Annotated in this window: 30 protein-coding genes and 4 tRNA genes; 26 read left to right on the top strand and 8 right to left on the bottom strand. The window is 68.1% G+C overall.

The window, feature by feature from the left end; genetic code table 11:
- The first annotated feature begins 33 nt into the window (after window positions 1-33).
- Genes AC1RIF_RS09200 through AC1RIF_RS09185 form a run of 4 tightly spaced genes read left to right on the top strand, consistent with a single transcriptional unit; the run spans window position 34 to window position 4,166 of the window.
- A complete protein-coding gene (locus AC1RIF_RS09200; protein ID WP_492601046.1) occupies window positions 34-2,325 on the top strand; it encodes a branched-chain amino acid ABC transporter permease in 2,292 nt (763 codons plus the stop codon).
- Window positions 2,318-3,061, top strand: a complete 744-nt coding sequence (locus AC1RIF_RS09195) for an ABC transporter ATP-binding protein (RefSeq protein ID WP_492601045.1) — start codon at window positions 2,318-2,320, stop codon at window positions 3,059-3,061. The genes AC1RIF_RS09200 and AC1RIF_RS09195 overlap by 8 nt, the downstream gene beginning before the upstream one ends.
- A gap of 8 nt (window positions 3,062-3,069) precedes the next feature.
- Window positions 3,070-3,810, top strand: coding sequence for an ABC transporter ATP-binding protein (locus AC1RIF_RS09190; RefSeq protein WP_492601347.1), 741 nt, complete (start codon window positions 3,070-3,072; stop codon window positions 3,808-3,810).
- Window positions 3,811-3,812: 2 nt separating this feature from the next.
- Complete coding sequence (locus AC1RIF_RS09185) at window positions 3,813-4,166, top strand: hypothetical protein (protein ID WP_492601044.1); 354 nt, start codon at window positions 3,813-3,815, stop codon at window positions 4,164-4,166.
- A 61-nt stretch (window positions 4,167-4,227) separates the two neighbouring features.
- On the opposite strand, the gene AC1RIF_RS09180 is transcribed toward AC1RIF_RS09185, so the two are convergent.
- Entirely contained in the window at window positions 4,228-4,608 is a 381-nt protein-coding gene (locus tag AC1RIF_RS09180) for a VOC family protein (protein WP_492601346.1), read from the bottom strand.
- Between the two features lie 44 nt (window positions 4,609-4,652).
- Window positions 4,653-5,102: a hypothetical protein gene (locus AC1RIF_RS09175; protein WP_492601043.1), complete on the bottom strand. Its 450-nt coding sequence runs from the start codon at window positions 5,100-5,102 to the stop codon at window positions 4,653-4,655.
- A gap of 199 nt (window positions 5,103-5,301) precedes the next feature.
- Here AC1RIF_RS09175 and AC1RIF_RS09170 point away from each other — a divergent pair, with 199 nt between their 5' ends.
- A complete protein-coding gene (locus AC1RIF_RS09170) occupies window positions 5,302-5,820 on the top strand; it encodes an Rv1352/Rv1906c domain-containing protein (RefSeq protein WP_492601042.1) in 519 nt (172 codons plus the stop codon).
- A 66-nt stretch (window positions 5,821-5,886) separates the two neighbouring features.
- Here the strand turns inward: AC1RIF_RS09170 and AC1RIF_RS09165 are convergent, their stop codons facing one another.
- Both AC1RIF_RS09165 and AC1RIF_RS09160 read right to left on the bottom strand, forming a co-directional pair.
- Window positions 5,887-6,504 (bottom strand): dienelactone hydrolase family protein, encoded by a 618-nt coding sequence (locus tag AC1RIF_RS09165; RefSeq protein ID WP_492601041.1) that lies wholly within the window; start codon window positions 6,502-6,504, stop codon window positions 5,887-5,889.
- A gap of 111 nt (window positions 6,505-6,615) precedes the next feature.
- Window positions 6,616-7,509, bottom strand: coding sequence for a 1,4-dihydroxy-2-naphthoyl-CoA synthase (locus AC1RIF_RS09160; RefSeq protein WP_492601040.1), 894 nt, complete (start codon window positions 7,507-7,509; stop codon window positions 6,616-6,618).
- Between the two features lie 84 nt (window positions 7,510-7,593).
- Between AC1RIF_RS09160 and AC1RIF_RS09155 the strand changes: the two genes are divergently transcribed.
- From AC1RIF_RS09155 to AC1RIF_RS09145, 3 genes are read left to right on the top strand one after another with little or no spacing between them, the layout of a single operon-like run.
- Complete coding sequence (locus AC1RIF_RS09155; protein WP_492601039.1) at window positions 7,594-8,244, top strand: PaaI family thioesterase; 651 nt, start codon at window positions 7,594-7,596, stop codon at window positions 8,242-8,244.
- Window positions 8,241-9,242 (top strand): o-succinylbenzoate synthase, encoded by a 1,002-nt coding sequence (locus AC1RIF_RS09150; RefSeq protein WP_492601038.1) that lies wholly within the window; start codon window positions 8,241-8,243, stop codon window positions 9,240-9,242. The genes AC1RIF_RS09155 and AC1RIF_RS09150 overlap by 4 nt, the downstream gene beginning before the upstream one ends.
- A 46-nt stretch (window positions 9,243-9,288) precedes the next feature.
- The gene (locus AC1RIF_RS09145) at window positions 9,289-9,735 is read left to right on the top strand and encodes a DUF6918 family protein (RefSeq protein ID WP_492601037.1); all 447 of its coding nucleotides are present in this window, start codon (window positions 9,289-9,291) and stop codon (window positions 9,733-9,735) included.
- Window positions 9,736-9,797: 62 nt separating this feature from the next.
- Here AC1RIF_RS09145 and AC1RIF_RS09140 read toward each other — a convergent pair whose 3' ends face one another.
- Both AC1RIF_RS09140 and AC1RIF_RS09135 read right to left on the bottom strand, forming a co-directional pair.
- A complete protein-coding gene (locus AC1RIF_RS09140) occupies window positions 9,798-10,622 on the bottom strand; it encodes a siderophore-interacting protein (RefSeq protein WP_492601036.1) in 825 nt (274 codons plus the stop codon).
- 64 nt (window positions 10,623-10,686) lie between these two features.
- On the bottom strand, window positions 10,687-11,283 hold the full coding sequence (locus AC1RIF_RS09135) for a flavin reductase family protein (protein WP_492601345.1): 597 nt from the start codon (window positions 11,281-11,283) through the stop codon (window positions 10,687-10,689).
- A gap of 78 nt (window positions 11,284-11,361) precedes the next feature.
- Between AC1RIF_RS09135 and menD the strand changes: the two genes are divergently transcribed.
- The 4 genes from menD to AC1RIF_RS09115 are packed head-to-tail and all read left to right on the top strand — an operon-like array spanning window position 11,362 to window position 14,851.
- Complete coding sequence (menD, locus tag AC1RIF_RS09130) at window positions 11,362-12,978, top strand: 2-succinyl-5-enolpyruvyl-6-hydroxy-3-cyclohexene-1-carboxylic-acid synthase (RefSeq protein ID WP_492601035.1); 1,617 nt, start codon at window positions 11,362-11,364, stop codon at window positions 12,976-12,978.
- On the top strand, window positions 12,975-13,397 hold the full coding sequence (locus tag AC1RIF_RS09125) for a DUF3592 domain-containing protein (RefSeq protein ID WP_492601034.1): 423 nt from the start codon (window positions 12,975-12,977) through the stop codon (window positions 13,395-13,397). The genes menD and AC1RIF_RS09125 overlap by 4 nt, the downstream gene beginning before the upstream one ends.
- 36 nt (window positions 13,398-13,433) lie before the next feature.
- A complete protein-coding gene (locus AC1RIF_RS09120) occupies window positions 13,434-14,129 on the top strand; it encodes a phosphatase PAP2 family protein (protein ID WP_492601033.1) in 696 nt (231 codons plus the stop codon).
- A 23-nt stretch (window positions 14,130-14,152) separates the two neighbouring features.
- Entirely contained in the window at window positions 14,153-14,851 is a 699-nt protein-coding gene (locus AC1RIF_RS09115; RefSeq protein ID WP_492601032.1) for a demethylmenaquinone methyltransferase, read from the top strand.
- Between the two features lie 6 nt (window positions 14,852-14,857).
- Here the strand turns inward: AC1RIF_RS09115 and AC1RIF_RS09110 are convergent, their stop codons facing one another.
- Entirely contained in the window at window positions 14,858-16,132 is a 1,275-nt protein-coding gene (locus tag AC1RIF_RS09110; protein ID WP_492601031.1) for a geranylgeranyl reductase family protein, read from the bottom strand.
- Between the two features lie 114 nt (window positions 16,133-16,246).
- Between AC1RIF_RS09110 and AC1RIF_RS09105 the strand changes: the two genes are divergently transcribed.
- Together AC1RIF_RS09105 and htpX are read left to right on the top strand one after the other, a co-directional pair.
- The gene (locus AC1RIF_RS09105; RefSeq protein ID WP_492601030.1) at window positions 16,247-17,293 is read left to right on the top strand and encodes a polyprenyl synthetase family protein; all 1,047 of its coding nucleotides are present in this window, start codon (window positions 16,247-16,249) and stop codon (window positions 17,291-17,293) included.
- Window positions 17,294-17,407: 114 nt separating this feature from the next.
- The gene (htpX, locus tag AC1RIF_RS09100; RefSeq protein ID WP_492601029.1) at window positions 17,408-18,313 is read left to right on the top strand and encodes a zinc metalloprotease HtpX; all 906 of its coding nucleotides are present in this window, start codon (window positions 17,408-17,410) and stop codon (window positions 18,311-18,313) included.
- A gap of 123 nt (window positions 18,314-18,436) precedes the next feature.
- Here htpX and AC1RIF_RS09095 read toward each other — a convergent pair whose 3' ends face one another.
- The gene (locus AC1RIF_RS09095) at window positions 18,437-18,928 is read right to left on the bottom strand and encodes a YajQ family cyclic di-GMP-binding protein (protein WP_492601028.1); all 492 of its coding nucleotides are present in this window, start codon (window positions 18,926-18,928) and stop codon (window positions 18,437-18,439) included.
- A gap of 167 nt (window positions 18,929-19,095) precedes the next feature.
- Between AC1RIF_RS09095 and AC1RIF_RS09090 the strand changes: the two genes are divergently transcribed.
- From AC1RIF_RS09090 to rplA, 12 genes are all read left to right on the top strand, one after another.
- Window positions 19,096-19,178 (top strand) — tRNA-Tyr (locus tag AC1RIF_RS09090).
- A 228-nt stretch (window positions 19,179-19,406) separates the two neighbouring features.
- Complete coding sequence (locus AC1RIF_RS09085) at window positions 19,407-20,912, top strand: aldehyde dehydrogenase (RefSeq protein WP_492601027.1); 1,506 nt, start codon at window positions 19,407-19,409, stop codon at window positions 20,910-20,912.
- Between the two features lie 251 nt (window positions 20,913-21,163).
- Window positions 21,164-21,236: transfer RNA gene (locus AC1RIF_RS09080), tRNA-Thr, on the top strand.
- Between the two features lie 45 nt (window positions 21,237-21,281).
- Window positions 21,282-21,354, top strand: a tRNA-Met gene (locus AC1RIF_RS09075).
- A gap of 63 nt (window positions 21,355-21,417) precedes the next feature.
- Window positions 21,418-21,585 (top strand): 50S ribosomal protein L33, encoded by a 168-nt coding sequence (rpmG, locus tag AC1RIF_RS09070; RefSeq protein ID WP_031937658.1) that lies wholly within the window; start codon window positions 21,418-21,420, stop codon window positions 21,583-21,585.
- A 153-nt stretch (window positions 21,586-21,738) separates the two neighbouring features.
- Complete coding sequence (hadA, locus tag AC1RIF_RS09065; protein ID WP_492601344.1) at window positions 21,739-22,224, top strand: (3R)-hydroxyacyl-ACP dehydratase subunit HadA; 486 nt, start codon at window positions 21,739-21,741, stop codon at window positions 22,222-22,224.
- Window positions 22,211-22,636: a (3R)-hydroxyacyl-ACP dehydratase subunit HadB gene (gene hadB / locus AC1RIF_RS09060; RefSeq protein WP_492601026.1), complete on the top strand. Its 426-nt coding sequence runs from the start codon at window positions 22,211-22,213 to the stop codon at window positions 22,634-22,636. The genes hadA and hadB overlap by 14 nt, the downstream gene beginning before the upstream one ends.
- A gap of 185 nt (window positions 22,637-22,821) precedes the next feature.
- Window positions 22,822-22,894 (top strand) — tRNA-Trp (locus tag AC1RIF_RS09055).
- A gap of 34 nt (window positions 22,895-22,928) precedes the next feature.
- Window positions 22,929-23,465, top strand: coding sequence for a preprotein translocase subunit SecE (secE, locus tag AC1RIF_RS09050; protein ID WP_492601025.1), 537 nt, complete (start codon window positions 22,929-22,931; stop codon window positions 23,463-23,465).
- Window positions 23,466-23,524: 59 nt separating this feature from the next.
- Window positions 23,525-24,328, top strand: coding sequence for a transcription termination/antitermination protein NusG (gene nusG, locus AC1RIF_RS09045; protein ID WP_492601024.1), 804 nt, complete (start codon window positions 23,525-23,527; stop codon window positions 24,326-24,328).
- Window positions 24,329-24,426: 98 nt separating this feature from the next.
- Window positions 24,427-24,861 (top strand): 50S ribosomal protein L11, encoded by a 435-nt coding sequence (rplK, locus tag AC1RIF_RS09040; protein WP_031937663.1) that lies wholly within the window; start codon window positions 24,427-24,429, stop codon window positions 24,859-24,861.
- A 129-nt stretch (window positions 24,862-24,990) separates the two neighbouring features.
- Entirely contained in the window at window positions 24,991-25,704 is a 714-nt protein-coding gene (rplA, locus tag AC1RIF_RS09035; protein WP_492601023.1) for a 50S ribosomal protein L1, read from the top strand.
- Window positions 25,705-25,756 lie beyond the last annotated feature (52 nt).

Raw genomic sequence — 25,756 nt, 5'->3', positions numbered from 1 at the left:
CCATCCTGACTGGAGAACTCAGAGGGTTTCCAGATGGACACATTCGTGACATTCACGATCCTGGGTCTCGTCCTGGGCTCGGTGTACGCAATCGCCGCCTCAGGGCTGGTGCTCACCTACAACTCGTCCGGCATCTTCAACTTCGCGCACGGCGCGCAGGCGATGCTCGGCGCCTTTCTCTACTGGCAGCTCCGCTACGGCTGGGGTCTGCCGACGCCCGTCGCGCTGATCATCACGCTCGGCGTCGCCGGACCGCTCATGGGGTTGCTGCTGTACGCGCTGATCATGCGGGGCCTGCGGGACACCTCCGAGGTCACCAAGATCGTCGTCACGGTGTCGATCATGCTCGGCATGCTGTCGCTGTCGACCTGGTTCTGGCATCCCGAAGAAGCCCGCACCATGAAGATGTTCTTCGGCGACGACAGCCGGATCTCGTTCTTCGGCGCGACGATCCACACGCACGAGATCATCTGTCTGGTCGCCGCGGTCCTCATCGCGGTCGGCCTGCGGTTCCTGTTCACCCGCACCCGGATCGGCGTCTCGATGCGCGGCGTCGTGGACGACCCCGACCTGCTCCGCCTCAACGGGCACAACCCCGAACGGATCGCCGCTTTCTCGTGGGCGCTCGGTTCGACGCTGGCCGTCCTCGCCGGCATCCTGGTCACCCCGATCAGTGGTGGCACGCTCGAGGCCAACCTGCTGACGCTGCTGGTGATCGACGCGTTCGCAGCCGCGATGTTCGGCCGCCTGCGCAGCATCCCGCGTACGTTCGTCGGCGCCATCGTGCTGGGTCTGGCGGGCACCTACGTGCTCGGCTATTTCCCGTCCGAGTGGACGTGGACCTCGAACCTGCGCGTGTCGCTGCCCATGATCGCGCTGTTCGTCGTCCTGATCGTGCTGCCGCAGGATCGCCTGCGCGGCGCCGCGGTCCGTACCCGCGAGCGGTACTCGGTCCCGAGCGTGCGTAAGGCCGTCGCGTGGGGCATCGCCCTCATCGTGATCGTCTTCCTGATCCGTCTGCTGATGGTGGAATCCGCGATCACCACCCTCACGCTGGGTGTCTCGTTCGCGATCATCGCGCTCTCGCTGACCCTGCTCACGGGTTACGCCGGCGAGATGAACCTGGCCCCGGTGTCCTTCGGTGCGATCGCGACGATCGTCGCGTTCCACTTCGGGATCTCCGGAACCGGACTCGCGGCCCGCATGAGCATCTGGGGCCTGATCTTCGGCACCCTCGCCGCCGCCGTCATCGGTGGTCTCGTCGCACTGCCGGCGCTGCGACTACGCGGCCTGTACCTGGCCCTGGCGACGATGGCGTTCGGTGTGTTCCTCAGCAACATGGTGCTGCGCGACACCACCGAGCACGAACTGTTCGGCGTCAAGTTCTCGATCTTCCCCGGAGGCTCCCTCGTGATGCCGCCGATCAAGATCGGCCCGCTGGACCTGAGCAACCAGACGGCGTTCCTCATGACCGCCACCGCACTGTTCGTCATCCTGGCCGTCGGCGTCATCGCACTGCGCAACAGCGGCTACGGCCGCCGGCTCGCCGCGATGAAGGACAGCCCGGCCGCCTCCGCGATGCTCGGACAAAACCTCGTCAAGCTCAAGCTCAGCGTGTTCATGCTCTCGGCCGGCATCGCCGGACTCGGCGGCATCCTGATGTCGACGGCGATCGGCGCGGTCTCGAACGAGAACTTCACGATCATGATCAGCCTCACGATCCTGATGCTGACCGTCGTCGCCGGCATCGGCTACGTCACCGGCGCCTTCTTCGGCGGCATCATGGCCGGCATCGGCTTCGCGGTCATCATGGTCTCGTTCGGCAACCTGGCCTCCAGCCAGCCCGAGATCGAGGGACTGTGGACGTTCCTCGGCCACGTCGCCGCCGTCAGCCCCGCGCTGATCGGTATGGGTGTCGGCAAGAACCCGTCGGGCGCGGTGCACGACGTGATCGAGGGCTACCGCCACCTGCGCAGTGCCAAGCCGGTCCTGGTCGGCGGCGCGGCCGTCGTCGGACTGTCGTACGTCCTCGCGCTCACCGGCGTCCTGGGCAACTGGTGGTTCGCGACGATCACGATCGTCACGGTGTTCATGCTTCCGGTCGTCGGAAAGATGGTCATGCCGGAGGCCGTGATGGGCAAGGAAGCCGCCGACGCCGCCAAGGGCATCGAGCCCGAGGCGATCGGCATCGACGAGCCCTACACGGAAGAGGTACTGGCGCAGCTCGACCGCGAGCTCGGACTGCCCGCCGCCGTCACGGCCCACACCGCCGCAGCCACGGAGCACGTCGCGTCCAAGTCGAAGGAGTCGATCGTCCATGCCTGACACCCCGATCCTCGAAACCCGCGGCATCACAGTCCGGTTCGGTGGCCACGTCGCGGTCGACGACGTCAGCATCACGGTCGAGCGCGGCTCCATCACCGGACTGATCGGACCGAACGGCGCCGGTAAGACGACGCTGTTCAACACCATCACCGGACTGCAGAAGCCGGCGTCGGGCAAGATCCTGCTCGACGGTCAGGACGTCACCCGGCTCTCGCCCGCCAAGCGCGCGAACAAGGGTCTGGCCCGCACCTTCCAGCGACTGGAACTGTTCCTGTCGCTGTCGGTGCGGGACAACATCCGGGTCGCCGGCGACATCCACAAGGCGAACACCCGCAGCAAGATCGACGTGGACGCCGAGACGGACCGGATCCTGGAGCTGACCAAGCTCACCGACGTCGCCGACAAGGACGTCTCGGACATCCCGACCGGACGCGCCCGCGTCGTCGAGGCCGCCCGCGCCCTGATGACCTCGCCGCGACTGCTGCTGCTCGACGAACCCGCGTCGGGCCAGACCGAGCAGGAGACCGAGGACTTCGCGGACCTGCTGCAGTCCCTGGCGGCCGACGGTCTGGCGATCTGCCTCGTCGAGCACGACATCCCACTGGTGATGAAGCTGTGCAAGCAGATTCACGTGCTCGACTACGGCGCCGTGCTGGCGTCGGGCAGCGCGGCGCAGGTGCGCGACGACCCGGCGGTGATCGCCGCCTACATCGGTACGGCAGAGGAGGCAGTGTGATGGCTGTGATGTCGACTGGGACCACGAACCCGGCGGAGACGCTGGACGGGCCCGTGCCGCTGCTCGAATTGGCCGGTGTCCGAGCCGGTTACGGCCCCATCGAGGTGCTGCACGGTGTGGACCTGGCGCTCGCGCCCGGCACCGTGATGGCCCTCCTCGGGCCGAACGGCGGCGGCAAGACCAGCACCCTGAAGATCTGCTCGGGCATCCTGCCGATCACCCACGGCGAGCTGCGGATGGCGGGTCGCGTCGTCAACGGCGCCGAGGCGTCGGATCTGGCGAAGCTCGGTGTGTGCTCGATCCCCGAGGGACGCGGCATCTTCGCCAACCTCACCGTCCGCGAGAACCTGTGGATCGCGACCGGGACCGGCACCGACCTCGCGAAGCTCGAGGAGATCGCCTATACCCGTTTCCCGATCCTCGGGAAACGCAAGAACCAGTTGGCCGGCTCCATGTCCGGCGGCGAACAGCAGATGCTGGCGCTGTCCCGGGCCCTCGGCACCGACCCGACCCTGCTGCTGCTCGACGAGCTGTCGATGGGTCTGGCGCCGCGGATCGTCTCGCAGATGTACGACATCGTCGGCCAGCTGGTCGAGGAGGGTCTGACGATCCTGGTGGCCGAACAGTTCGCCCGCGCCGTGCTGCCGATCGCCGATCGCGCGGCGCTCATGCTCCACGGACGAGTGGTCCGAGTCGGGGAGCCCGACGAAATCGAGAACGACCTTTCCAACAGTTACCTAGGAGGATGACGATGACCACTCTCGCAGATGAGCGTCGTGCCCAGTTCAAGACCGACGTCGCCGATCTCAAGCTCAAGACCGGTCAGTCACGCGGCGACAGCGTGGCGCGCGTGTCCGGCCTGGTGCTCATGATCGTCGGTGCCGTGGCGGCCTTCGTCGTGTACATCTCGTCGCTGACCCTGGACGACCTGCGCGACATCGCGTCGTACCAGATCCTCGCCACCGGGTTCCTCGCCGTGACGGTGCTCGGCGCCGCCCTGTACCTGGCCGGTGCGATCGCCAAGGTGCTGCGCGTGTGGCTGCTGCGTCAGCTGCACGAGGGCCAGGCACAGGCCGACCAGATCGCTGCCGCACTGTCGAAGTAGGCGCTCCGCGCCCGTGCGCCTTTCCGGTAGCTGCAACTACCGAAAAGGCGCACGGGCGTGTTCAGCGCAGGTCGCGGCGGATCGGATGGTCCTCCGGGATCTGCACCAGCACGATGGGAACGTCGTCGGGATCGGCGATCCACATCTCGTGCAGGCCCCACGGCTCCTGCCGGGCCTCTCGCACGATCGGCACCTCCGCCCGGACCAGATCCTCCTGGGCGAGCGCCAGATCGCGCACCTGCATCCACAGCGCGCCCGGGAACCGGGTATCCAGGTCGGTGCTGCCGTGCGAGGTCACCTCGACCAGGCCCTGGCCGACGAAGAACACTGTGCCACCGGGATATTCGCGTGCAATCGCCAGACCCAGCACGTCGCGGTAGAACGACAGCGTCACCTCGTAGTCGCGGGGCCGCAGAATGATCCGGCTGCTGAGAATTTCCACGCTCACGTCCTCCTGATGCTAATTGCCGGGCAATTCTCCCCGAGTCACTCGTCGCTGCCGGGACGGGCCTCGTGCCCCGGACGGCCGTGTGTACGCCGGTCTTCCTTCATCTCGGCCTCGTGCAGGTGCCGACGACCGTCGACGAGCGCGTCCCGCACCGCCTTCTCGTGCTCGCGGAACTCGGACCAGTAACCGTCGTCGAACTCCTCGACGATCTGGAACGTCCACCTGCCCTCGAGCACGTTGCGCCCCACCATCGACGCCCGCAGGCGGTCGGCGCACTCGGGGTGGCCCGACGCAGCCAGCTTCTCCACCGCGTCCCCGAGCTGCAGATCCGCCCGGCCCAGCAACTGGTGGAACGCATACAGGTGGCCACGGGCCTGCTCGACGGTCTCGAGCGCCTCCGACAGCTTGCCGATCGCCTCCACGGTCGCATCCGTGACGCCGTCCGGGCGGCGGTGTTCCGGCGCGGGCTGCTCGCGGTCGACGCTCATGGGTCCAGTCTGCCTGGTCGAAGTGGCACTCGGGTCCCGAGCACGCCGGTGGGGTGGATTGTGTGAAATGTCCGACCAGGGTGATACAACTACGCAGCAATTCGGGGGAGGAACGTCAGATTCCGAGATCGCGATCTCGTCGGGGGTAATCGCGCTGTCCGACTCCACTTACCACGAGCGGAATCGAGAGAGTCACACAATGATTGGAAAGTCTGCCGCGGTTGCGGCAGTGATCGCCGGCGCGCTCGCCCTGGGCACGGGCACAGCAGGTGCTGCGGCGACATCGTTCGGCGACGGTACGCATCTGGTGGGTGCGCACATCGTGCCGGGAGTCTATGAGTCCCAGTGGAGCGATAGCTGCTACTGGGAGCGCTCGAGTGGTCTGTCCGGCGGGATCGACCACGTCATCGCGAATGATTACGCCTCGGGACGTCAGGTCGTGCGGATCTACGGCTCGGACGTCGCCTTCAAGTCCAGCCGATGCGGCACATGGACTCGTCTGCCGGACCCGCCGGCTCCGCCCCCGCCGCCGCCCGGACTGATTCCGCCTGAGTTCGTCGGCCCCGCGATCGCGGCCGGTGTCGGCAGCGCCTTCATCGGATCGATGGTCATGCCCTACGCGATGCCGATGCTCGCGTTCGGGTCGATGGAACTGGCCGCCGGGTCGTCCGAGGAGACCGGATCGTCGGGTTCGACGGAGACCTCGCCAGTCGGCTGAAACCGGGTCGGGGCGTGACGCGTCGATCGAGGTCGTCGCATCACGGCCCGTCTCAGTGTGTGGCAGTCACTGCCCGTGCGCGACGAACCAGTCGCGGGCCCGCTCGGCCACCACATCCAGCGTGCCGGGCTCCTCGAACAGGTGCGTCGCACCCGGCACGATCTCCAGTTCGTGGTCGCACCCGAGTAGGGCGGCGGCCTTCCGGTTCAGCTCGATCACCGCGGTGTCGAGCGAGCCGACCAGCAGCAACGTCGGCGCCCGGACCATCGACAGGCGCGACCCGGCCAGGTCGGGTCGGCCGCCGCGCGAGACGATCGCGGAGATGTCGGCGTGCGGTTCGGCGGCGGCGTGCAGGGCCGCGGCCGCGCCGGTGCTCGCGCCGAAGTACGCGACCGCCGCCGCCCGCTCCTGCACCCGCGTAGTGACCTCGACGAGCCGGCACGACAGCAGCGGAATGTCGAACACCAGCCGACGGTCGCCCTCCTCGTGCGGGGCGAGCAGGTCGAACAGCAGCGTGCCCAGGCCCACGTCCTGCAGGAGTTCGGCGACGAACCGATTGCGCGGACTGAACCGCCCGCTGCCGCTGCCGTGTGCGAACACCACCACCGGCAGCGCGCCGACCGGATCGGTCAGCGCACCCGACAGGCGCACACCGTCAACCGTGAACGAGACCTCGGTGCCCACCTGTCCATTGCACACCCGAAATCGGCTCGACCCAACCCGTGCCGCTCCGGAAACGGTCGTGCCGCGCCTCCGAGCGGGGACGCGGCACGACGAAAACCGGAGCGACAGGGCTCAGAAGTACCAGGGGTACGGCGACCAGTCCGGATCGCGCTTCTGCAGGAACGAGTCGCGGCCCTCGACGGCCTCGTCGGTCATGTATGCCATCCGGGTGGCCTCGCCGGCGAACAGCTGCTGGCCCACCAGGCCGTCGTCCTGCAGGTTGAACGCGTACTTGAGCATGCGCTGGGCCTGCGGCGACTTGCCGTTGATCTTGGTGCCCCACTCGATCGCGACGTTCTCGAGCTCGTCGTGGTCGACGACCCGGTTGACCGCGCCCATCTGGTGCATCTCCTCGGCGGTGTAGGTGTCGCCGAGGAAGAAGATCTCGCGGGCGAACTTCTGGCCCACCATCTTCGCGAGGTACGCGCTGCCGTAGCCGCCGTCGAAGCTGCCCACGTCGGCGTCGGTCTGCTTGAAGCGGGCGTGCTCACGGGATGCGAGCGTCAGGTCGCACGTGACGTGCAGGCTGTGCCCACCGCCGGCGGCCCAGCCGTTGACGAGAGCGATCACGACCTTCGGCATGAACCGGATCAGGCGCTGCACCTCGAGGATGTGCAGGCGGCCCGCGCGTGCCGGATCGACCGACTCCGCCGTCTCGCCGGACGCGTACTGGTAGCCGCTGCGACCGCGGATGCGCTGATCGCCGCCCGAGCAGAACGCCCAGCCGCCGTCCTTCTCGCTGGGCCCGTTGCCGGTGAGCAGCACGCAGCCCACGTCGGACGTCATGCGCGCGTGGTCGAGCGTGCGGTACAGCTCGTCGACGGTGTGCGGGCGGAACGCGTTGCGCACCTCGGGGCGATCGAACGCGATGCGGACGATGCCCTCCGAGACATGACGGTGGTACGTGATGTCGGTGAGGTTCTCGAAACCGGGTACGGGGCGCCAGAGCTGCGGATTGAAGGTCACGGAAGCGAGGATAGGCCCCGGCACCCGGTGTGTCGGGGAGCACCTCGCACCGGCACGGCAGCACCCCGGCGATACCGTGCAGGAATGAGCGAACAAGTGCGTACCGACGGCGTGCGGTCCGGGGACGACGTCCACGAGCACCACGGCGGCTTCCCGATGTTCACGCCCGTCGAGGCGGGACCGAACTTCGGGAGGTTCGTCGAGTCGCTGCGGCGGCTGCAGGATCTCGCGGTCTCGACGCACGTGCCCGACGACGTGACCGAGCAGGCGATCGCGCAGGCCGAGGCCCTCGCCGACCTGCTGGAGCCGTACCGGGTTCCGGAGGGCAAGTCGCCGGCCGGTTTCAACTCGCAGCTTCCCGGCCGCGGCAGCCTGCTGCTCCTGCCGTGGCAGTTCGACAAGGTCGACGTCGACGGGGTCCGCGCGCGCGGCGTGTTCCGGATGTACCACCGCGGCGGCAACAGTGCCGCGCACGGCGGCACGATCGCGCTGCTGTTCGACGACATGCTCGGCATGATCGTGCACGCGTCCGGTCACCCCATCGCCCGCACCGGGTACCTGCACGTCAACTACCGCAAGGTCACCCCGATCGAGACCGAGCTGGTGGTCGAGGGTCGCGTCGACCGGGTCGAGGGCCGCAAGCTGTTCTGCACCGCCGAACTGCGCGACCTCGACGGCACCGTCCTCGCCGACTGCGAGGCGCTGATGGTCCAGCTGCTGCCGGGCCAGCCGTGACCTTCCCGTCCCTCGAGGACGTCCTGGCCGGGGCGCGCGTGGTGAGCCTGCCGATGCGGGTTCGCTTCCGCGGCATCACCACTCGCGAGGCGCTGTTACTCGAGGGGCCGGCCGGGTGGGGTGAGTTCGCGCCCTTCCCCGAGTACGACGACGCCGAGGCCGCGCACTGGCTGCGTGCCGGGATCGAGGCCGCGTGGGCCGGACCGCCGACGCCGGTGCGTGAGCGGGTACCGGTCAACGCGACCGTCCCGGCGATCGATCCCGCGCAGGTGCCGGAGATCCTCGCCCGCTTCCCCGGCGCGCGGACTGCGAAGGTCAAGGTCGCCGAGAAAGGCCAGACCCTCGCGCAGGACGTCGCCCGAGTAACCGCGGTGCGGGAGTCGATCCCGAACGTGCGGGTCGACGCCAACGGCGGGTGGAGCGTCGACGAGGCCGTCGGTGCGCTCGCCGCCCTGACGGCCGACGGTCCCCTCGAGTACGCCGAACAGCCGTGCGCCACCGTGCCCGAACTGGTGGAGGTGCGCCGACGCCTGCCGGGTGTGCCGATCGCCGCCGACGAGAGCATCCGCCGCGCCGAGGACCCGCTGAAGGTGGTGCGGGCAGGGGGCGCCGATGTCGCGGTGGTCAAGGTGCCGCCGCTCGGCGGCATGCGCCGACTGCTCGCATTGGCCGACGAACTCGCAGGTCACGGCGTGCCGGTGGTGGTGTCGAGTGCGCTGGACACCGCCGTCGGGATGAACGCCGGCCTGGCCGCTGCGGCCGCGCTGCCCGGGCTGGCGCACGCGTGCGGTCTCGGAACCGGGGGACTGTTCGCCGCCGACGTCGTGGCCGAACCACGGGAGATGTCCGACGGCACACTCGATGCGCGTCCGGTGCTCCCGGACCCGGATCGGCTCGCCGAACTCGCCGCGCCGGACGCCCGCGCCGACTGGTGGCGCGACCGGCTGCGCCGCTGCCACGAACTGCTGGTCACCGGCGCGGACACCCGCCTCGTATAGTGTCGTGCCCGCCAGAATTGGACCAGTCGATACGGAGGCTTTGAAAGTGGTTGCAGCTCTGAACGAAACCCTGCTGGACGATGCCCGGAAGCCCGCGGTGCTCGCGGATGTCCAGGCGCTCGTCGACGCGGAGGTCTCGGACAAGAAGGGTGCGTCCGGTCTGGCGCTCAAGGGCGGGTACTCGGCGGTGAAGAAGGTCGGTCCGTCGATCGTGCCCGACGCCATCGAGGGTCTGCTCCCGGCATTCGTCGCGCGTCTCGAGCCGTTCTGGCAGGAGTTCGCGGCGAGTGGTGAGGGCAGTTTCTCGGCGTTCCTGACCGCACGTGGCGATGCCGCCGCCGATGCCCTGCTGGGTGTCACCGACGAGCGCATCGAAGGAACCGACAAGGGCGCGATCAAGAAGGTCTACTCGACCCTGCGTCCGTCGGCGAAGAAGCACGTGACCGAGGCGCTGCCGCGCCTGGGTGATCTGGTGCAGAAGCACGCGGCCTAGTCGGCCGAGACAGTGGGCCCGTCCGGTGCGTACCGGGCGGGCCCACTGTCGCTTCGGCAGTCTCAGTACGCCGCGTGACCGTGGCGCCAGTATCCGGTGAACGCGATGTCGGTCTTGGGCACGTGCCGGTCCGCGACCAGGTGGCGGCGCGCGCCGGTCGCGAGTTCGCTCTCGCCGGCGACGAACGCGTAGAGCGGCCCGTCGGGCAGGTCGGCTGCGCGCAGCGTCGCGAGGGCGAGTTCACCCGGCCGCGCCGCGGCGTCCTCGCGCACCAGCCAGTGCACCTCGAGGTCGTCGCGCACGGGCACGTCCTGCTTGTCGTCTGCGTGCGGTATCTCGATGTACGCGTGGATCCGCACGCCCGGTTCGGCCGAACGCAGGATCCCGACGATGGCGGGCAGCGCGGACTCGTCGCCCACCAGCAGGTGCCAGCGGGCGTCGGGGGTGGGGTTGTAGATGAGGCCCTCGTCGAGCAGGCCCAGCGGATCGCCCGCCGAGCACGAGTTGGCCCACGCCGACGCCGGTCCGAGGTCGCCGTGTGAGGCGAAGTCGATGTCGAGTTCGGGGCCGTCGCCGAAAACTCCTCCGGTGGGACGGAATTCGCGGACCGTGTAGTTGCGCAGGATCGGCCGCGAGTCCTTGGGAATCAGCTTGAACTGGGCGTACCAGAGGCTGCCCGCCGAACTCGGGAGCTTGAATCCGGTCTGCCCGGTGTCCGGGATGAACATCCGGAACCATTGGTCGAAGCCCATCGGGATGAACCCCGCCAGGTCCGCGCCGCCGATGGTGACGCGGATGAACGACGGGCTGATCTGCTTGGTACCCAGCACGTGGGCCGAGACGACGTCGCGATGTTCGGGCTTGACGAACTTGGAGCGTTTGGCCATGGCATTCCGTCCGCGAGATCGGGTAGTGGTTAGCCAACCCTAATACGGAACCGTCGTGTCGTGGTCAGCCCGGCCGGCCCGGCCGGGTGATGCGCCGTACCGGTGGCGTCATGCCCCACTCGTCACGGCCGAGCCTGCTCAGCGGGGCGATCTTCGCGAACTCCGGCAGGCCGTCGTCGGCCAGCACCTCCGGACGTACCGCGACCGCGAGGACGTCGCCCATCACGACGAACGAGTTGCCCACCTCGATCACCCGACGCAGCGAGCACTCGATCGCGACGGGGGCGGCCGCCACCCGGGGCGGGCGGACCCGCCCGCTCGGTTCGCTCGCGATGCCGAGCGCCGCGAACTCGTCGGTGCCCGGCCGATACGGCGCCGAACTGGCGTTGACCTCGTCGACCAGTGACTCGGTGGCCAGATTGATCACGAACTCACCGGTCTCCTCGACGTTGCGGAGGGTGTCCTTGCGTGTGACCGAGGTGAACTGGACGACCGGCGGATCCGAACTCGCCACCGTGAAGAAGCTGTACGGGGCCAGATTCGGTACTCCGTCCGCCGACAGCGTCGACACCCACGCGATCGGGCGGGGCACGATCGTCGCGGTCAACACGGGGTAGAGGCGGCCCGGATCCATCTCGGCCGGATCGAAGACTGTGCGCACCATGCCGACCATCGTCGCAGCGACCGTGTGGAGATGCCGCCTGGGACGGCCCCCGCCGCGTCTGCCAATCTGGATGGCGTGAATCCGTCCACTGCACAAGCCACCGCCGTCGTCGACGAACTGGTCCGCGGCGGGGTACGTGAGGTCGTGCTCTGCCCGGGTTCGCGTAACGCCCCGCTCGCCTTCGCGCTGCAGGCCGCCGACACCGCCGGACGTCTCCGCCTGCACATGCGGATCGACGAGCGCACCGCAGGGTTCCTCGCGGTGGGTCTCGCCGTCGCGGCCGGCCGGCCGGTCCCGATCGTCATGACGTCCGGTACCGCGGTCGCGAACCTCGCGCCCGCCGTGCTCGAGGCCAACTACGCGCGCGTCCCGCTGGTCGTGCTCAGCGCCAACCGGCCCTACGAGATGCTCGGCACCGGCGCCAACCAGACCGTCGAGCAGCTCGGGATGTTCGGCAGCCAGGTCCGCGCCACCATCAGCCTCGGCCTCGCCGAAGCGGGCGAGGACCAGAACAGCCAGTGGCGCAGCGCGGTCTGCCGCGTCCTCGCCGCCGCCCGCGGCACCCGCTCCGGCAACGCCGGACCCGTGCACTTCGACATCCCGCTGCGCGAGCCCCTCGTGCCCGACGTCCACGCGCAGGGCCCGATCCCGGAAGGACGCCCCGACGGCGCCGCCTGGACCACCACGACACACGCGACCCTCGACGTCCCGATGGACCTCGACATCACCCCCGACACGGTCGTGATCTCCGGGCACGGGTCCGCCTACCGGCCCGAACTCGCGCACCTGCCGACCGTCGCCGAACCCACCGCGCCGCTGCACGGCATCCCGCTGCACCCGCTCGCGCTGCCGCAGCTCAAGCCGCGCCAGGCGATCATCACCGGCCGGCCCACCCTGCACCGTCCGGTGTCGAAGCTGCTCGCCGACCCGGCCGTCGCCGTGTATGCGCTCACGACCGGCCCGCGCTGGCCCGATGTCTCCGGCAACGTCCTTGCCACCGGCACCCGGGCCGTGGTGTCCGGTGAGCCCGACCCGGCGTGGATCGCGCGCTGCAGGACACTGTCGGAGCACGCCGACAAGGCCGTGCGCTCGCAGCTCGCGGCGCACCCCGCGGCCACCGGCCTGCACGTCGCGGCCGCGGTGATGGATGCGCTGTCCGAAGGCGACCAGTTGCTGCTCGGGGCGTCGAACCCGGTGCGCGACGCCGCGCTCGTGAGCTATCCGCGGCCGCGCGTGAGGGTGCTGTCCAACCGCGGCGTCGCGGGCATCGACGGCACCGTCTCGACCGCCGTCGGCGCGGCACTCGCGTACGAGGGTGAGGGCCGGACCGTCGCGCTGCTCGGCGACCTGACGTTCCTGCACGATGCGTCGGGCCTGCTGATCGGCACCGGCGAGCCGCGGCCCGCCGACCTGACCATCGTGGTCGCCAACGACGACGGCGGCGGCATCTTCGAGCTGCTCGAGCAGGGCGACCCGCAGTACGCGGGCGTGTTCGAGCGGGTCTTCGGGACCCCGCACGGCATGGACCTGGCCGCGCTGTGCGCCGCCTACCGCGTCCCGCACCGCCGCGTGGAACTGTCGGGCCTGACGGCCGCGCTGACCGCACGGGGGGAGGGCGTCCGGGTGCTCGAGGTGACCACCGAGCGGTCCGGTCTGCGCGAACTGCACGCCGCGGTGCGGGCACAACTGTGAGTCCTCGCATCGCACACCGCGTGCAGGTCGGCATCGTCGCCGTGGCCACCGGGATCTCGGTGCTCGCGGTCCTGCTGGTGCTCGCCGCGTGGCGCAACGACCGGACCATCGAGTCCGACATGGGCACCGCCACCGCCGAGGTGCTGTCCGCCGGATCGCTGCGCTCCGCGGTCAGCTTCGTGACCCCCGACGGTGTCACCCACAACCCCAAACTGGGCGTGCTCTACCCGACCAAGCTCACCGCGGGACAGCGCATCGACGTCGAATACGCGCGCAGCGAACCCGACCTGGTGCGGGTCGCGGGCCGTGACGCCAGCGTCGCGATCGTGCCCGCCGGATCGGTGATCGTCGTGACGTGGATCGTGGCACTGCCCGCGCTGCTGGTGGTGCGCCGGAAGGTCGACACCGAGGGTTCCTGAGAAGTTCACTCAGGAAGGGTTTCTAAGCTCGACCGAATGCGGAGAAGTTCGGAACGGGCCGGGATGATGCTCATCGCCGCCGCGGTGCTGATCGTGGCGCTCTACCTGCTGCGTGATGTCAGTGCGGCGATCTACCGTGCGATCGTCCCGCAGACGTCCGATCTGCCGGGCGTCGAGCTCATCGCCGACGTCGGGCTGCTCGCGCTCGTCGCGCTGTTCGCGGTCCTCGCCGTGCAGATGTGGCGCACCCGATCCCTGTACCTCGGGGACCTGCTGATGGGCGGCTTCGGCGTCGTCGTCGCGTACGCGCTCAGCGAAGTGGTCAAGATGTTCGTCCGCGAGGACCGCCCCTGCCGGGTCGAACTCGCACTGCCCGACTGCCCGGCCGTCGGCGACTGGTCGTTCCCGAGCAACCACACCGTCATCGCCGTCGGCCTCGCGACGGCGATCGTCCTCGCCTCCGAGCGGGCACTGTCGTCGCTGCAGCGGGGGCTGGTGATCGCCCTGGCCGCCCTCATCGGCGCGGCCCGCGTCCTGCAGGGCGTGCACTACCCGCACGACGTCCTCGCCGGAGCGATCCTCGGTTCCTCGGTCACCATCGCGGTCGTCGTGATGCTCGTGCCGTGGGCGCGGGCCAAGGCCCGCACACTCACCCGGCGCACACCGGCCGCGGAGGACCGCACCCGGAACAGCCCGACCGGGGAGAACCCGGCGGCGGAGATCGACGCGTGAGCCGGTTGGTAGCGTCTTCCGTCGTGGCAGAAACACACGGATCGCGGGCTTCGCTCGAGAAGGATCCGCACGAGGTCGCATCCATGTTCGACGGTGTCGCGAAGCGCTACGACCTGACGAACACGATCCTGTCGTTCGGGCAGGACCGCAGCTGGCGGAAGGCGACGAGGGCGGCGCTCGACCTGAAGCCGGGGGAGCGGGTCCTGGACCTCGCCGCCGGCACCGGCGTCTCGACCGTCGAACTCGGACGCTCCGGCGCGTGGGTGGTGGCCACCGACTTCTCGAAGGGCATGCTGCACGCCGGTCGTGGACGTCAGGTCCCGATGGTCGCGGGCGACGCGATGCACCTGCCGTACGCCGACGGCGTGTTCGACGCCGCCACCATCTCTTTCGGGCTGCGCAACGTGTCCGACTTCGATGCCGGCCTGCGCGAGATCGCGCGCGTCACCAAGCCCGGCGGACGCCTCGTGGTCAGCGAATTCTCGACACCGGTGTTCGGGCCGTTCCGCACCGTCTACATGGAGTACCTGATGAAGGCGCTGCCGCGGGTCGCCCGCGCCGTCAGCAGCAACCCCGACGCCTACGTCTACCTCGCCGAGTCCATCCGGGCATGGCCGACACAGGAACAGCTCGCCCAGCGCATCGAGGCCGCCGGCTGGCGGAACGTGCAATGGCGGAACCTCACCGGCGGCATCGTGGCGCTGCACCGCGCCACCCGCTAGGGCAGCTCAGCTGAACGGCGGGCGCGGGTCCAGTCGCAGCGATGCGGAACCCGACGTCCGCCACGCACGGGCCGTGAAATCGGCGTCCTCGTCGGTGACGAGATTGCCCATCACCCGCACCGCGACGGTCATCATCGCGCGCGAGCGCATCGCGACCGGCCCCGACGCCGGCAGGAACCGGGCCAGCGTCAACAGTCCCGCGAGCCGTCGCGCGATCGAGAACGCCCTGCCGTACCGGTCCCGCAGGATCTCCGGCCACACCTCGGTCAGGTCGTCGTCGCCCAGCACCTGCGCCACCAGGCGCCCGCCCTCGAGCCCGTAGTCGATGCCCTCACCGTTGAGGGGGTTCACGCACGCCGCGGCGTCGCCGATCAGCGCCCAGTTGCGGCCGGCCACCCCGGACACCGCGCCACCCATCGGTAGCAGCGCCGACGCCACCGAATGCACCTGGCCGTCCAGCTGCCACTCGGCGCGGCGCTGCCCGGCGTACAGCTCGAGCAGGGGCCGCAGCGCACCCGGAGCGGGGCGCTTGGCCGTCGCGAGCGTCCCGACACCGATGTTGACCTCGCCGGTCCCGAGCGGGAACACCCAGCCGTAGCCCGGCTGCAGCGTGCCGGCGTCGTCGCGCAGTTCGAGATGTGACGTGATCCACGGGTCGTCGCTGCGCGCGGAGGTCACGTATGCGCGCGCCGCCACCCCGTACGCGGTGTCGCGGTGCCATTGCCGGCCCAGCTGCTTACCCAGCGTCGACCGGACACCGTCGGCGACGATCAGCTTCTCGCACGTGACGGTGTGCGTGCCGTCCGCCGTCTTCATCGTCACCGCGCTCACCCGGTCGCCGCTGCGCTCGACGCCGACGGCCTTGGCGCCCTGGATCATTCGGGCGCCGGCCTCGACCGCCGTGAGTCGCAGGCGGTCGTCGAGTTCGGTGCGCCGCACCGCGCTGCCGACCGCGGGGAGTGCCCCGCCGGGCCACGGCAACTCCAGCTCGCGGCCCCAGCCCGTCAGGCGCAGGCCCCGATTGGTGGTGCGCCCGCGGACCCAGTCGCCCAGGCCCAGGTGATCCAGTTCGGCGACCGCACGCGGGGTCAGTCCGTCCCCGCACGTCTTGTCGCGGGGGAACGTCGCCGCGTCGACGAGGAGCACGTCGCGCCCGTCGCGCGCCGCCCACGTGGCCGCCGCCGAGCCCGCCGGACCGGCGCCGACGACCAGGACTTCGGTGCTCGAGGGGAGATTCGGGACATCGCTGGACCCAGCGGTCGGGAAATGTTCGGCCACCACCCCAGTATCTTCTCAGGCTGGGGGAGCGCAACGCGGTGAGGGCAGGTGGTGATGACGGCCGGTGATACCGCTAGGTTCACTACCGTGGTTACCGAGGCGTCACCGACTACAGGAATGAGTACTGACATCGTGAGCACTGAGGGGTCGGAGCGGGCGGCAGGTTCGGGCACCGTCGTGGCCGGGGTTGACCTCGGCGACCAGCAGTTGGCCGACGTGGTGCGCGACGGTCTCCACCGTGTCGAGGAACTCCTGGTCAGCGAGCTGTCCGACGGGGAGGACTTCCTCACCGAGGCGGCGCTGCACCTCGCGAAGGCCGGCGGCAAGCGGTTCCGCCCGCTGTTCACCGTGCTGACCGCGCAGCTCGGGCCCAAGGCGTCCGATCCCGCCGTGGTCACGGCCGCCACCGTCGTCGAACTCGTCCATCTCGCGACGCTGTACCACGACGACGTCATGGACGAGGCGACCATGCGCCGCGGAGCGCCCAGCGCCAACGCCCGTTGGGGCAACAGCATCGCGATCCTCGCGGGCGACTACCTGTTCGCGCATGCGTCGCGGCTGGTGTCCACGCTCGGCCCGGATGCGGTGCGGATCATCGCCGAGACGTTCGCCGAGCTCGTCACCGGCCAGATGCGCGAGACGATCGGCGTCAAGGAGCAGCAGGACCCGGTCGAGCACTACCTCGAGGTCGTGTGGGAGAAGACCGGCTCGCTGATCGCCGCGAGTGGACGGTTCGGCGGCACGTTCTCCGGCGCCGATGCCGAACAGATCGAGCGTCTCGAGCGTCTCGGCGACGCCGTCGGGATCGCGTTCCAGATCTCCGACGACATCATCGACATCTCGTCGGTGTCGGACCAGTCCGGTAAGACGCCCGGCACCGACCTCCGCGAGGGCGTCCACACCCTGCCCGTGCTGTACGCAATGCGTGAGGAGGGCGCCGACGGCGACCGGCTGCGCGAACTGCTCGACGGCCCCGTCACCGACGACGCCGAGGTCGCGGAGGCGCTCACACTGCTCGAGCGGTCCCCCGGCATGGCCGCGGCCAAGGCGAAGCTCGGAGAGTACGCAGACCGGGCCCGCACCGAGTTGGCTCAGCTGCCGCAGGGGCCGGCGAACGAGGCGCTGGTGCGACTCGTCGAGTACACCATCGAACGCGTCGGATGACGCCTCGCTGACGTAGTCTTCGACCAGCCCGGGAACCGTCTCCCCGGGCTGGATCGTTGTTCAGGTCAGGAGGCCACGCGGACGTCGCGGCGGTGAACAGGGAAGAGGCGAGTCGTGCACGGTTACGCAAACGGTGCCAAGACGTTCGGCCTGCTGGTCGGGATGTCGGCACTGATCATCTTCATCGGCTCGTTGTTCGGTAACCGGAACATCCTGATCTTCTCGATCCTCCTGGCCGTGGGCACCAACGCGTGGGCCTACTTCAACAGCGACAAGCTGGCGCTGCGGGCGATGCACGCCCAACCCATCACCGAGGTCCAGGCCCCGGTCATCTACAAGATCGTCCGTGAACTGGCGACCACCGCGCACCAGCCCATGCCGCGCCTCTACATCAGCCCCACCGCGGCGCCCAACGCGTTCGCGACGGGACGAAATCCGCGTCACGCGGCGGTGTGCTGCACCAGCGGGATCCTCGACATCCTCGACGAGCGTGAACTGCGTGCGGTCCTCGGGCACGAGCTGTCCCACGTCTACAACCGCGACATCCTGATCTCGTCGGTCGCCGGTGCGATGGCCGCGGTGATTTCGGGCCTGGCGAACATGGCGATCTTCGCGAACATGTTCGGCGGTCGCGGCAACGGTCAGGGCGCCAATCCGCTCGCGCTGCTGTTGGTCTCGTTGCTGGGCCCGATCGCGGCCACCGTCGTCAAGCTCGCCGTGTCCCGATCCCGGGAGTACCAGGCAGACCAGTCCGGAGCCGAGTTGACGGGCGATCCGCTGGCTCTGGCGTCGGCACTGCGGAAGCTCGAGCGCGGCACCCAGGCGGCGCCGTTGCCGCCGGAGCCGAAGATCGCCGCGCAATCGCACATGATGATCGCCAACCCGTTCCGCGCCGGCGACAAGATGAGCCGGATGTTCTCGACGCATCCACCGATGGCCGACCGGATCGCCCGCCTGGAGAAGATGGCCGGCGGTGGTTCGTCCGACGGCGGCATACCTCCCACCCATCGCGAGTACTGAGCCCGCAGCCGGTCACGCGGGCGGGACACGGTCCGATCCGACGGAAACGGGCCGCAACCTCCGCGTCTGCGGAAGGTGTGCGGCCCGTTCGACGATCCGGTACCGGCGCGGGGCCGGGCGGTGTCAGCGGTAGTTCACGAACTGCAGGGCGATGCCGAAGTCCTCACCCTTGAGCAGCGAGATGACGGCCTGCAGGTCGTCGCGCTTCTTGCTGCTCACCCGGAGCTCCTCGCCCTGGATCTGCGCCTTGACGCCCTTGGGGCCCTCGTCGCGGATCTTCTTCGAGATCTTCTTGGCGTTCTCGCTGCTGATGCCCTGGACCAGCGTTCCGCTGAGCTTGTAGATCTTGCCGGACTGCGCGGGCTCACCGGCGTCGAACGCCTTGAGTGAGATGTCACGGCGGATCAGCTTCTCTTTGAAGACGTCGAGCGCCGCATTGAGGCGCTCCTCCGTCTCGGCGGTCAGCGTGATGGTCTCCTCGCCGGACCACTCGATGCTCGCCCCGGTGTTGCGGAAATCGAACCGGGTGCCCAGCTCCTTCGCAGCCTGATGCAGAGCGTTGTCCACCTCTTGACGATCAACCTTGCTCACCACATCGAAGGACGAATCAGCCACTGCACACTCCCAAATCCATAGCGGTCGAGCCCACCCGGACAGCGGTGGGTTGCCCTGACGCTATCGGGTCGAGACCGCCCCTATCCACCCGGTTTGCATATCTGGGGGGGCTTCGTTGTATTCTTCGATACGCGCCAGAGAGCCTGTGCACTCCGGTCGCGAAACCAGGCAGGTTGCCCGAGCGGCCAATGGGAGCGGACTGTAAATCCGTCGGCTTATGCCTACGTAGGTTCGAATCCTACACCTGCCACACAAGTTCAGCCCCGACCCGAAAAGGGTCGGGGCTGAACTGCTTTCGGGGTACTTCATCCCTTTTCCTCGACCTCGTCCGACCGGAGGCCGTGGCACGCACCTGTGATCCATCCCACTCAACGGGACCGTGCGGTCTGATCGCGCCGGATGCGCCTTAGCGTCCGGCTCGGCAGTGGCGCTCGTCACACGACGGGTGCCTGGGATGTGTGAAGGAGCCCGAACCTCGATGACAGGTCTGATCAACGCGCACGAGACGTCCGTGACAGTGCAGCACCCCGGCAGGCTCTTCATCGGCGGCAACTGGGTCGAGCCGTCGACCGGCGCGCGGTTCGACGTCGTCAATCCGGCCACCGAGGACGTGTTCCTCACCGTCGCCGAGGCCGACGCGCAGGACATGTCGCGAGCCGTCGACGCCGCCCGAGAAGCATTCGACCGCGGACCGTGGTCACGGATGACCCACGCCGAGCGTGCCCCCTACCTCCTGGCGATCGGTGCCGCGATCCGAGAGCGCAGCGGCGAACTCGGGCGGATCTGGACCAGCGAGATGGGCATCCTCGCCGCGGTGTCGACATACGCGTCGGCGCAGTCCGGTGACGTCTTCGACTACTACGCGGGCCTCGCGGACAGCTACGCGTTCGTCGAGCAGCGCCAGCCCGGTTCCGGCAACGGGGTGGGTCTGCTGGTCCGCGAGCCCGTCGGCGTCGTCGCCGCGATCATCCCGTGGAACAGCCCCCTCGGGCTGATCGCCAACAAGGTCGCCCCAGCGCTCATCGCGGGCTGCACCGTCGTCGTCAAGGCATCCCCGGAAGCACCGGGCGCGGCGTACCTGTTCGCGGAGATCGTCGAGGCGGCCGGACTCCCGGCCGGCGTCGTCAACGTCGTCACCGCCGAACGGGAGGTGTCGGAGCTGCTGGTGCGCAACCCCGGCATCGACAAGGTCACCTTCACCGGTTCCACCGTCGCCGGCCGCCGCATCGCGTCGCTGTGTGGTGAGCGCATCGCCCGCTGCACCCTCGAACTCGGCGGCAAGTCCGCCGGTGTGATTCTCGACGACTTCGACCTCGCGACCGCGGCGCAGTCCATCGCGCAGTCCGCACGCCTCATGACCGGCCAGGTCTGCGCGTCGCTGACCCGGATCGTCGTCAGCCGCCACCGTCACGACGAGTTCGCGGAGGCGCTCGGCGCCGCGATGTCGGCGATCCGCGTCGGCGACCCGTTCGACCCCGGGACCGAGATGGGACCGCTCGCAATGTCCCGCCAGCGCGACAAGGTGGAGGGTCTGATCGCGAAGGGCTGCGAGGAAGGTGCCCGCCTGGTCACCGGCGGAGGTCGGCCCGGTCACCTCGACCGCGGCTTCTTCATCGAGCCGACGGTGTTCGGCAACGTCGACAACGGCTCGACCATCGCCCGGGAGGAGATCTTCGGCCCTGTCGTGAGCGTCATCGCCGCCGACGACGAGAACCACGCGGTCGAGATCGCGAACGACACGATCTACGGCCTCAACGCGTCGGTGTTCACCGACGACGTCGATCGGGCGTGGGCGGTGTCGCGACAGCTCCGGTCCGGCACTGTCGGGCACAACAGCTTCCGGACGGACTTCGGGATCGCGTTCGGCGGCTTCAAGCAGTCCGGCATCGGCCGTGAGGGCGGGCTCGACGGCCTGCAGCCGTATCTGGAGGCCAAGACCGTGCTGCTCGACGCGTTGCCTCCGAGCGTGGCCGACGGGCGGTAAGGCCGGCAGCGCCGCGCTCAGTGGTCGGCTCGGGGACCTCTCCGACCGTCTGACCTGGTGGTCGAACGCGCCGAATCTGCCTGGATCGGACCCCCACGCATGCACGTGGGGGAGTCCGATCGCGTCCACAGTGCGTGAATGCCGCGGCCGGCCCGCGATTTACCCGGTCTGACCTGCAAATTTGGTACTCGCGCGAAGGTCTGTGTAATCTTCTGGAGGCTTCAGCGCGCAGAGATGCGCAGGACAGCCACGCCCCCTTAGCTCAGTCGGCAGAGCGTTTCCATGGTAAGGAAAAGGTCGACGGTTCGATTCCGTCAGGGGGCTCGCTGGATTGTGGTGTCGCCAGCTTCGCGCGACACTCGACACCGAGGCGGTGTAGCTCAGTTGGTAGAGCAAACGACTCATAATCGTTGTGTCGCCGGTTCAAGTCCGGCCATCGCTACACAAGACGAATGATCCACCCTGATCTCTCTATGATCAGATTCACGCGAAAGAAGGCATCCCCGTGGCCTCCTCGACTGACGTTCGGCCCAAGATCACCTTGGCCTGTGAGGTGTGCAAGCACCGTAACTACATCACCAAGAAGAATCGCCGCAACGATCCCGACCGCCTCGAGCTGAAGAAGTTCTGCCCGAACTGCGGAACTCACCAGGCGCATCGCGAGTCCAAGTAAGTTTCTTCTCGGAGTCGACGCTCGCGCGTTAGGTTCACTGTCAGACTGCCCTAACGATATTGCGTCCACAGGGCAGATGGGTGTTTCGCTGTGACAGAGACAGTCGTGAGAGAGGCCGAAGTGACCTTCGACCCCGCCGCGCATGCGGCAGCGATGGTCGGACATCACTACCGCGTGAGCGACTTCTACGAGATCGGCCGGGAAAAGGTTCGCGAGTACGCACGTGCAGTGCTCGACGACCACCCTGCCCACCACGACGAGGATGCGGCACGGGGCCTCGGCTACGACGGCCTCCTCGCTCCCCTCACCTTCGTGTCGATCGTAGGCATGATCGCGCAGCGGAAGCTGTTCGAAGAGGTCGTGACCGGTTACGACCTCAGTCAGATCATGCAGACCGACCAGCGGCTCGTGTTCCACAGGCCGCTGAAGGCCGGCGACCGATTGATCTGCGATGTCTACCTGGAGTCGTTCCGCCAGGTCGCGGGCAGTGACATCATCGTCACCAAGAACGTCATCTCGGATGTGAACGGGGAACTGGTCCAGACCACCTGGACCACGCTCGTCGCGCGCTCCGGCGGTGAGGTGGACGAGAACATCGCACACGCGGTCAAGGATGTGATGATGCATGTCGCTCCGTAGGTTCGAGGACGTCACCGTCGGTGACGAACTGCCCGAGCGCGTCGTCACCTTGACCCGTGGCAATCTCGTCAACTACGCCGGCGTGTCGGGCGATCCCAACCCGATCCACTGGAGTGATCACGTGGCCCGACTGGCCGGCTTGCCGGACGTCGTGGCCCACGGCATGCTCACAATGGGTCTGGGTGGCGGGTTCGTCTCGTCATGGCTCGGCGATCCGGGTGCCGTGACCGAATACAACGTTCGGTTCACGAGTCCGGTTTATGTGGCGGCCGACAAGGCTGCCGCTGTGGAGTTCACCGGCAAGATCAAGTCGGTGGACGCCGAAAGCAAGACCGCAGTAGTCGCGATCGTGGCTCGCTCGGAGGGTCGTAAGATCTTCGGCCGGGCCACCGCAACGGTCCGTTTGGCCTGAGTGCCGGGCGGATTGGGTTTGTTCCGGTGCATTGAAGTACACTAGAGTTTCTGGGGTTACTCAGGCGCTGCGCGCTGCCCTACGGTGAGGTATCAACCTGTTGCAACAGGCTGGACTTGTCCGCATGGGGTGGCGCGCATGTCATGTGAACCCAGATGGGTCGACCAGATCGATCGGTCGACCAAAGGGGCGTAGCTCAACTGGCAGAGCAGCGGTCTCCAAAACCGCAGGTTGCAGGTTCAAGTCCTGTCGCCCCTGCACCCGGACTGGTCAGCGACTGAGAGGAACGACGGTGAGCGAGGAGCGCGATAAGCGCGACGGCGGCACTACCGGGTCTACGGACTCCGGCCCTGTCGACGATTCTGCAGCCGACGCGAGCTCTCGCGCTGAGGCCCTTCCCGACCATGCCCCTGAGGGCGAGGTCACTGCTGATGAGAGCCCCGCGAGTGCGGCCCCAGCAGGTAAACCCACCGGTAAGCGCTCGGCGCGCCGCGCGGGAACCCCGGAATCCACCGAGCCGGCCAAGACGGTCCAGATGGCAAAGACCGCCAAGGCGGCACCGTCTGCGAAGTCCGTTGCCGCGACTTCCGTGAAGTCCCCGGAAGCGAAGTCCCGGAAGGCCGACAAGCCGCAGACGGAGAACATCTTCAAGCGGATTCGACGCTTCCTGCGCGAAGTGGTTGCCGAGCTCCGTAAGGTCATCTGGCCCAATCGCAAGCAGATGATCACCTACACCAGCGTGGTGCTCGTGTTCGTCGCCTTCATGGTGACGTTCATCGGCCTGCTCGACCTTGGTTTCAGCCAGGGCGTTACCTGGTTGTTCGGCTAGCCGGGAACGCCCGTCGGCGCTCCCGAACGATGTGATTGACGAGAGGAAGAGTGCCTCCAGTGAGCACCCCCGAGAACGACTCTGACGAGGCCATGGCCGAGGAGCGTGTTTCGGCCGAGGCGGTAACCGACGAAGACGGCGTGTCTGCCGAGCTCGAGGTCGAAGACGACGCCGACGTTGCCGGCGACGAGGCCGAGGACGGTGCCATCGCGGAGCAGGCTCCGGAGGTCGCCGAGGAAGCGGCCGATCCTGTCGCCGAGCTGAAGGCCGCGCTCCGCCGCGCACCCGGAGACTGGTACGTCATCCACTCCTACGCCGGGTACGAGAACAAGGTGAAGGCCAACCTCGAGACCCGCGTCCAGAACCTTGACGTCGGTGACTACATCTTCCAGGTGGAAGTTCCCACCGAAGAGGTCACCGAGATCAAGAACGGCCAGCGCAAGCAGGTCAACCGGAAGATCCTGCCCGGCTACATCCTCGTTCGCATGGAGCTGAACGACGAGTCGTGGGGCGCGGTCCGCAACACTCCCGGTGTGACCGGTTTCGTCGGAGCCACGTCGCGTCCGTCGCCGCTGACCCTCAACGAGGTCGTCAAGTTCCTGATGCCTCAGCAGGGCCAGAAGAAGCCTGCCGCGGCCGCTGCCGCTGCCGGCGAGACGGCCGGCGAGACGGCCGCTAAGCCGACCATCGAGGTCGACTTCGAGGTCGGCGAGTCGGTCACCGTCATGGACGGCCCGTTCGCAACGCTGCCCGCCAGCATCAGCGAGGTCAACGCCGAGCAGCAGAAGCTCAAGGTCCTCGTCTCGATCTTCGGTCGCGAGACCCCGGTGGAGTTGTCCTTCAACCAGGTCTCGAAGATCTAGCTCGGTTCCGGTTGCCACGCTCGCACGTGGCAGTGTGGGACCCACACACTTGCACGCAGTACGCAAGAAACACACCCAGTAGGAAACAAGGAACGAAGATGCCCCCCAAGAAGAAGAAGCTCGCCGGGCTCATCAAGCTTCAGATCCAGGCTGGTCAGGCTAACCCTGCACCGCCCGTGGGTCCTGCGCTCGGTCAGCACGGCGTGAACATCATGGAGTTCTGCAAGGCTTACAACGCGGCGACTGAGTCCCAGCGCGGCAACGTGATCCCTGTCGAGATCTCCGTCTACGAAGACCGGACCTTCGACTTCAAGCTGAAGACCCCGCCGGCCGCCAAGCTGCTGCTCAAGGCTGCTGGTGTCCAGAAGGGCTCCGGCGAGCCGCACAAGACCAAGGTTGCAACCGTGACCATGGATCAGGTGCGCGAGATCGCGAAGACCAAGCAGGAAGACCTCAACGCGAACGACATCGACGCAGCCGCGAAGATCATCGCCGGCACCGCGCGTTCGATGGGTATCACCGTCGAGGGCTGAGCGAAGCGATGCCTTGCACTGACACTGCAGGGTCAATCCTCCACTGTGGGAGGGCCGGCCAGGCCCGCAACCACAACTGAACCATTCACCCGGGTCGAACACCCAGGGTGAGAAGTAAGGACAGAAGAAATGGCAAAGCGCAGCAAGGCGTACCTCGCCGCCGCTGAGAAGATCGACGCGGACAAGCTCTACAGCCCCCTGCAGGCTGCGAAGCTGGCCAAGGAGACCTCGTCGAGCAAGATGGACGCGACCGTCGAGGTTGCCGTCCGTCTGGGCGTCGACCCCCGCAAGGCGGACCAGATGGTTCGTGGCACGGTCAACCTGCCGCACGGCACCGGTAAGACCGCCCGCGTCGTCGTCTTCGCTGTCGGCGAGAAGGCCGCCGAGGCCGAGGCCGCCGGTGCGGACGTCGTCGGCTCCGAGGACCTGATCGAGCGTATCCAGGGCGGTTGGACCGACTTCGACGCCGCGATCGCCACCCCTGACCAGATGGCCAAGGTCGGCCGCATCGCCCGTGTCCTCGGACCGCGTGGCCTGATGCCGAACCCGAAGACCGGCACCGTTACGCCGGACGTCGCCAAGGCTGTCACCGAGATCAAGGGCGGCAAGATCAACTTCCGCGTCGACAAGCAGGCCAACCTGCACTTCGTCATCGGCAAGGCCTCGTTCGACGACACCAAGCTGGTCGAGAACTACGGCGCGGCGCTGGACGAGATCCTGCGTGCGAAGCCGTCGTCGGCGAAGGGCCGCTACGTCAAGAAGGTCACGGTTTCGACCACCACCGGACCGGGCATCCCGGTGGATCCGAACCGTACCCGCAACCTCCTCGAGGACGGCGAGTAAGTCGCGACTGTTCGCGATCTGATCGACACCGAAAGGTCGGCACAGAGATTTC

The sequence above is a fragment of the Prescottella sp. GW823-FHT02E09 genome, assembly GCF_058797375.1.
The sequence above is the reverse complement of the archived record's forward strand: the minus strand, read 5'-3'. Positions and strand labels throughout refer to the sequence as shown.